At 66.6% G+C, this 5,902-nt stretch carries 6 protein-coding genes; 2 read left to right on the plus strand and 4 right to left on the minus strand.

The window, feature by feature from the left end; all coding sequences use genetic code 11:
- Positions 1-346, plus strand: a 346-nt coding sequence (locus ACRDUX_RS38990; RefSeq protein WP_526422594.1) for a tRNA-guanine transglycosylase, incomplete at its 5' end; no start/stop codon positions are given.
- A 4-nt stretch (positions 347-350) separates the two neighbouring features.
- Complete coding sequence (locus ACRDUX_RS38995) at positions 351-1,574, plus strand: cytochrome P450 (RefSeq protein ID WP_526422596.1); 1,224 nt, start codon at positions 351-353, stop codon at positions 1,572-1,574.
- A 218-nt stretch (positions 1,575-1,792) separates the two neighbouring features.
- On the opposite strand, the gene ACRDUX_RS39000 is transcribed toward ACRDUX_RS38995, so the two are convergent.
- From ACRDUX_RS39000 to ACRDUX_RS39015, 4 genes are all read right to left on the minus strand, one after another.
- Positions 1,793-2,593, minus strand: coding sequence for an amino acid ABC transporter ATP-binding protein (locus ACRDUX_RS39000; RefSeq protein WP_526422598.1), 801 nt, complete (start codon positions 2,591-2,593; stop codon positions 1,793-1,795).
- On the minus strand, positions 2,590-4,071 hold the full coding sequence (locus ACRDUX_RS39005; protein ID WP_526422600.1) for an ABC transporter permease subunit: 1,482 nt from the start codon (positions 4,069-4,071) through the stop codon (positions 2,590-2,592). Before ACRDUX_RS39005 ends, ACRDUX_RS39000 begins: the two co-directional genes overlap by 4 nt.
- 44 nt (positions 4,072-4,115) lie before the next feature.
- Complete coding sequence (gene gluQRS, locus ACRDUX_RS39010; protein WP_526422602.1) at positions 4,116-4,988, minus strand: tRNA glutamyl-Q(34) synthetase GluQRS; 873 nt, start codon at positions 4,986-4,988, stop codon at positions 4,116-4,118.
- Between the two features lie 9 nt (positions 4,989-4,997).
- Positions 4,998-5,902: helix-turn-helix transcriptional regulator (locus tag ACRDUX_RS39015; RefSeq protein WP_526422604.1), on the minus strand; the 905-nt coding region annotated here is incomplete at its 5' end.

Consider the following 5,902-nt stretch of genomic DNA (forward strand, 5'->3'; position numbering starts at 1 on the left):
GGCCGGTGCGGACACCTTCGACTGCGTCTCGCCGTCCCGGGTGGCACGCAACGCCGCGGTGTACTCGGCGGACGGGCGCTACAACATCACCGGCGCCAAGTACCGCAGGGACTTCACGCCCATCGACGCCGAGTGCGACTGCTACACCTGCGCCAACTACACCCGGGCCTACATCCATCACCTGTTCAAGGCCAAGGAGATGTTGTCCTCGACGCTCTGCACGATCCACAACGAGCGCTTCGTCATCCGGCTCGTCGACCAGATCCGGGCGGCCATCACGGCGGGCGAATTCGACGAGCTCCGCGACTACGTTCTGGGCCGCTACTACTCGACGCGTGCACAATAAGAGGATGACGACCACCACCGAATCGCAGGGCTTGTTGGTGCAGCTGCTGGATCCGTCCAACCGCGCCGATCCCTATCCGGTCTACCGGCAGATCCTGGAACGCGGGCCGCTGGTCTTACCGGAGGCCCACCTCGTCGTGTTCTCGTCGTTTCAGGATTGCGGCGACGTGCTGCGTCACGCGTCGTCGGCCAGCGATCGGCTGAAGTCCGCCGTCACCCAGCGCGAGATCGCCAAGGGCGCTCCGGCCCGGCCGTTCGGGCAGCCGGGCTTTCTCTTCCTGGATCCGCCCGACCACACCCGGCTGCGCAAGCTCGCCCAGCAGGCGTTCGCCCCGAAGCGGGTCAGGGCGCTCGAGGCCGACATCGTCTCGATGGTCGACTCGCTGCTCGATCGCATCGACGCGGCAGGCAGGTTCGACGTCATCGAGGACCTCGCGCATCCGCTCCCGGTCGCCGTGATCTGTCGGATGCTGGGCGTGCCGATCGAGGACGAGCCCGAATTCAGCAGGGCCTCCGCCCTATTGGCGCAGGGGCTCGACCCCTTCACCACGTTCACCGGTGAGGTGCCCGAAAGCTTCCAGGAGCGTCTGAAGGCCGGGCACTGGTTGCGGGGATACCTCGCCGAACTCATCGAGGAACGGCGGGCTACGCCGCGCGAGGATCTGATAACCGCTCTGATCGCGGCGGAGGAGGACGGCGATCAGCTGACCACCGAAGAGATCGTCGCGACCTGCAACCTGCTGCTGATCGCGGGCCACGAGACGACCGTGAACTTGATCGCCAACGCGATTCTGGCGATGTTGCGGCATCCGCAACACTGGGCCGCACTCGCGGCGGATCCCGAACGTGCCTCGTCGATCATCGAGGAGACGCTGCGATGGGATCCGCCGGTACAGATGGCCGGGCGGTACGCCGCAGACGACGTGACGATCGGTGACGTCGTCGTACCGAAGGGTGAGACGATGATGGTCCTTCTCGCTGCCGCACAACGTGATCCGACGGCATTTCAGAGCCAGGACGAGTTCGACCCGGACCGCGAGGTCATCCGGCACTTGGCATTTGGTCACGGCCTGCACTTCTGCCTCGGTGCACCGCTGGCCCGGCTGGAGGCGAGGGTGGCGCTGTCCGCGGTGACCGCGCGGTTCCCCAACGCCCGACTCGATGGCGAGGCGGCGTACAAGCCGAACGTGACCCTGCGTGGATTGGCTTCGCTGCCCGTCGCCGTCTAGACGGTGCTTCAACTCCCGCGAGCGCCCGTGTTTGTACACCGACGCGCCGGTTCCGTTGTACAAAGCCGCACACTCACGCAACAAGCCGCTGTGCGGCGTGTGGTGCGAGCGTGCGCAGATGCACGCCGCAGATCGGCGTGTCGCGTACAGACGCGCACGTTCGCGGGGAGGACGGGGGAGCCGGGAAGGACGGGGGAGCGGGGAGGACGGGGGAGCGGCTACAGCGGATTGAGGATGCGGTCCAGGAACTGGCGGGTGCGCTCTTCCTTGGGGTTGCCGATGACCTCGTCGGGCGTGCCCTTCTCCAGGATGATGCCCTGATCGGTGAACAGCACCTGATTGGAAACCTGCTTGGCGAACTGGATCTCGTGCGTGACGATCACCAGCGTCCAACCCTCGACCGCCAGATCCTTGATCACCGACAGCACCTCGCCGACCAACTCGGGGTCGAGCGCCGAGGTCGGCTCGTCGAACAGCACCAACTTGGGTTTGAGCGCCAGTGCCCTGGCGATCCCGACGCGCTGCTGCTGACCGCCGGACAGCTGATACGGGTACTGGTCCTTCTTGGCGGCCAGCCCAACCTGGTCGAGCAACTCGACGGCCTCGGCGACGACCTCGTCCTTCGGCCGCTTCTGCACGATGACCGGTCCCTCGATGACGTTCTCCAGCACCGTCTTGTGGGGAAACAGATTGTGCCCCTGAAACACGAATCCGCTGCGCGACTGGAACCTGCGCACTTCGGGTTTGGGCACTGGCTTGGAGAAGTCGAGCTCGACGTCGTCCACCCGGATCACTCCGGCATCGGCCCTGTCGAGCGCGTTGAGCGACCGCAACAGCGTGGTCTTGCCCGAACCCGACGGCCCGATGATGGCGGTCGCCGTGCCCCGCTCCACGGTGAACGAGACGCCCTTGAGAACCTTGTTGTCGCCGAACGCCTTCTCGACGCCTTCGGCGGTGACCCGGTACTCGACCTCGTCCGTCTTGCCTTCGATCCTGTCTTCGATCCCGTTGTCGGTCATCGCGCCACATACCTTTCCAGTCGGCGTTCGAGGCGGCTCTGGCCGAACGAGAGCACCAGGCAGATCACCCAGTAATACACGGCGGCAGTGCCGTACAGCGCGAAGAACTCGAACGTCGGCGCCGCGACGTTCTGAGCGGTGCGGAACAGTTCGGTCACCAGGATGGTCGACGCCAGCGAGGTGTCCTTGACCAGTGAGATCAGCGTGTTCGACAACGGCGGGACGGCGACCCGGGTGGCTTGGGGCAGGATGATGCGGCGCAGCGCACCGACGTAGTTGAAACCGATGGTCTCGGACGCCTCCCACTGACCCTTCGGGATGCTCTGGATCGACGACCGGATGATCTCGGCGGCGTAGCCACCGACGTTGAGGCTGAACGCGATGATGGCGGCGGGGAACGGGTCGATCCTGATGCCGAACTCGGGCAGTGCGAAGAAGACGATGAACAGCTGCACCAGTAGCGGGGTGCCGCGGATCAGCGAGATGTAGAACCGGGCGACGTTGGAGAGCACCCTGTTCTTCGACAGCCTGGCCAGCGCCACCCCGAGCGCGATGATCAGGCCGACGATGAAGCTGATGATCGTCAGCGGGATGGTCACCGTGATCGCCGCCTTGGCCAGCGGCCACAGGTTGTCGGCGATGAGCTTCCACGCCGAGCGCGGCTGCACCTGCTCCTGGCCTGCCTGCGCGGGGGCTCCGGAAACGTTGGCCTTCAGGTACTTGTTCGAGATCGTCGGAAGGGTGCCGTCGCTGCTCAGTTCCTTCAGCGCCTTGTTGAGTTCCGGCAGCAGCCCGCTGTCCTTGCGCGCGGCGAAGCCCTGCTCGCTCTTCTCGGATGTCTCCGCGGCGATCTTGACCGTCTTGTCCCCGGTCTCGGCGAGGTATTGGTAGACCGCGATGCTGTCGTTGACGACGACGTCCACCCGGCCCTGGTTCAGTAGTTTGATGGCCTGGGCGAAACCGTCGACCGACTCGACCCTGGCGCCATTGGCACGGGCCAGTTCCGCCCAGTTGCTGGTGGGGTTCTCGGCTGCGACCTTGCCCTTGAGGTCGGCAAGCGACTTGATGGAGTTGTCGTCGGCCCGGGTGACGATGACGCCCTGGCCGATGGCATACGGATCGGACAGGTCGTACTTGGCCTTGCGCTCGTCGTTGATGGTGACCTGGTTGGCGACGATGTCGAATCGGTTGGCCTCCAACGCCGCGAACATCGAATCCCACGGTGTCTCAACGAATTCGACCCGCACACCGAGCTTGTCGCCGACCGCCTTCGCCACGTCGACGTCGTAGCCGACCAGCTGGCCGCTCTCGTCGTGGTAGCTGAACGGGGCGTAGACGCCCTCCGTGCCGACACGCAGCACGCCTGCGGACTGGATTCGGTCGGCCTTGTTCGAGTCCGGCGCCCCGCAGGCTGCTGCAGCGAGCACCGCCACCAGCAGGATTACCGCGAGCAGCGCTCGACGAAGGTAATAGGTCACCGGCGGAACCTAGCAACTAGCTGGGTGTCGCGGAATACTTCTGCTCATCCCAGCCGATATGTCCAGGGATGCCGTGGTAGCCGCGCCGGATCGAACTCCGAAAGCATTCCGTCGAGGGTGGCCGAGCCGAAGCCCAGCGACGCGGCGATTCGAGCCAGCGCCCGCGGTGCGCCGATGTCGCCGACCGTCACCGCACCGTCGCGCTTGGCCAGTCGCTTGCCGTCGCCGTTCAGCACCAGCGGCACGTGCGCGTAGACCGGTTGCGGACAACCGAGCAGCGAGCCCAGATACGCCTGTCTCGGTGACGACGACAGAAGGTCGTCACCGCGCACCACCTGATCGACCCCGTTGGCGGCGTCGTCAACCACCACCGCGAGGTTGTACGCAGGGACACCGTCGCCGCGGCGCAGCACGAAGTCGTCGACGACTCCGGTGTAGTCGCCGTGCAGGAGGTCCGTCACGGTGAACTCGGCGACCTCCGAGCGCAAGCGCAGCGCAGGGGGCCGGCCAGTGGCCCGCCGGGCGGTCCGCTCCTCGTCGGTGAGATATCGGCAGGTGCCCGGGTATGCCCCCTCCGGCGCGTGGGGCGCGCGTGGTGCCTGTTGGATGTCCTTTCTGCTGCAGTGGCATTCGTAGGTCAGTCCGCGCGCGACCAGATCGCCGACCACGGCGTCGTAGCGACGTTCGTGGGCGCTCTGGTACTCGGGGGGCTCGTCCCACCCCAGGCCGACCGCGGCGAGGTCGCGGAGCTGACGCGCGGCGACGTCGTCGGACGTGCGGTCATCGAGATCCTCGACGCGGATCAGGAACCGGCGCCCCGTCGAGCGGGCGAAGAGCCAGGCCAACACCGCAGTGCGGACGTTGCCGATGTGCAGGTCCGCCGACGGGCTTGGCGCGAACCGGCCTGCGGGGCTCATCGCCGCAATCTAGACCAGCGTCCCGGTCCCAGGCAGCACGGCTGCGAGTTCGGCACGGCAACTCGTGCCGGTCTTGGCCATCGCGTTGTAGACGTGACTCTCGACGGTGCGCACGGAAACCGTCAGTCGTTCGGCGATCTCCCGGTTGGACAACCCGTCGACGAGCATCATCACGATCTCGAACTCGCGCTCGGTGAGCGGCAGGTGTTGGGCGGCCTTGCGGAGCGCAGGTGTCACTGCGCGGCCGCACTGCTCTGCGAGTCGCTGTGCGCGGGCCGCGCATCCCAACGCCGAACCGCGCAGTCCGACGCCTCGGTGGGCCACGGCCGAATGGGCCGCCGCATCGATGGCCGCGATGCGATCACCCATGCGCTCGAAGTCTTGCGATACCGCCGTCATCGCCGCACCGTCGTCGGTGCGCAGCGCCTCGGCGAAACTGGCTGCGAACCCGACGCGTGGCCCTTCGACGATCGCTTGCAGCCCGCGTAGCCGCGGCGAACACGTGCGGTCGCCGAACTGCGTCGCCGTCTGCAGGCACATCACCTCGGCGGCGAATTGACCTCTCTCGCAGCAGGTATCGGCCGCCTGCCGCAGGGTTGCGATCGCTTCGCTGACCGCGCCGTGGACCGCCCCGACCCACGCCCTCGCGAGCAGGTGCTCGTAATTCAGGTACTGCCAGCTCGGGTGGCGCCGCTCCTCGAGGAGTTCGAGTGAGGCGCTGGACTCCTCGGCCGCACCGCGCATCGCCAGTGCCACCACTAGCGCGAGCTGATACCGGTATCCGAACCCGATCGTGTCCCCCGCCGAGGTCAGGGAATCGACCAGCGGCTCCAGCAACGAGATGGCGGTGGTCAGTCTGCCTGCGCCAAGGGCGGACCGGCCTGCCACGCCTGCGCTGAGGAATTGCCCCGCAC

Source organism: Mycobacterium sp. (assembly GCF_050701675.1).
Taxonomy (GTDB): Bacteria; Actinomycetota; Actinomycetes; order Mycobacteriales; family Mycobacteriaceae; genus Mycobacterium.

Coding starts and splice junctions, on each gene's coding strand:
- ACRDUX_RS38995 (WP_526422596.1), top strand. CDS start 351: ATGACGACCACCACCGAATCGCAGGGCTTGTTGGTGCAGCTGCTGGAT.
- ACRDUX_RS39000 (WP_526422598.1), bottom strand. CDS start 2,593: ATGACCGACAACGGGATCGAAGACAGGATCGAAGGCAAGACGGACGAG.
- gluQRS (WP_526422602.1), bottom strand. CDS start 4,988: ATGAGCCCCGCAGGCCGGTTCGCGCCAAGCCCGTCGGCGGACCTGCAC.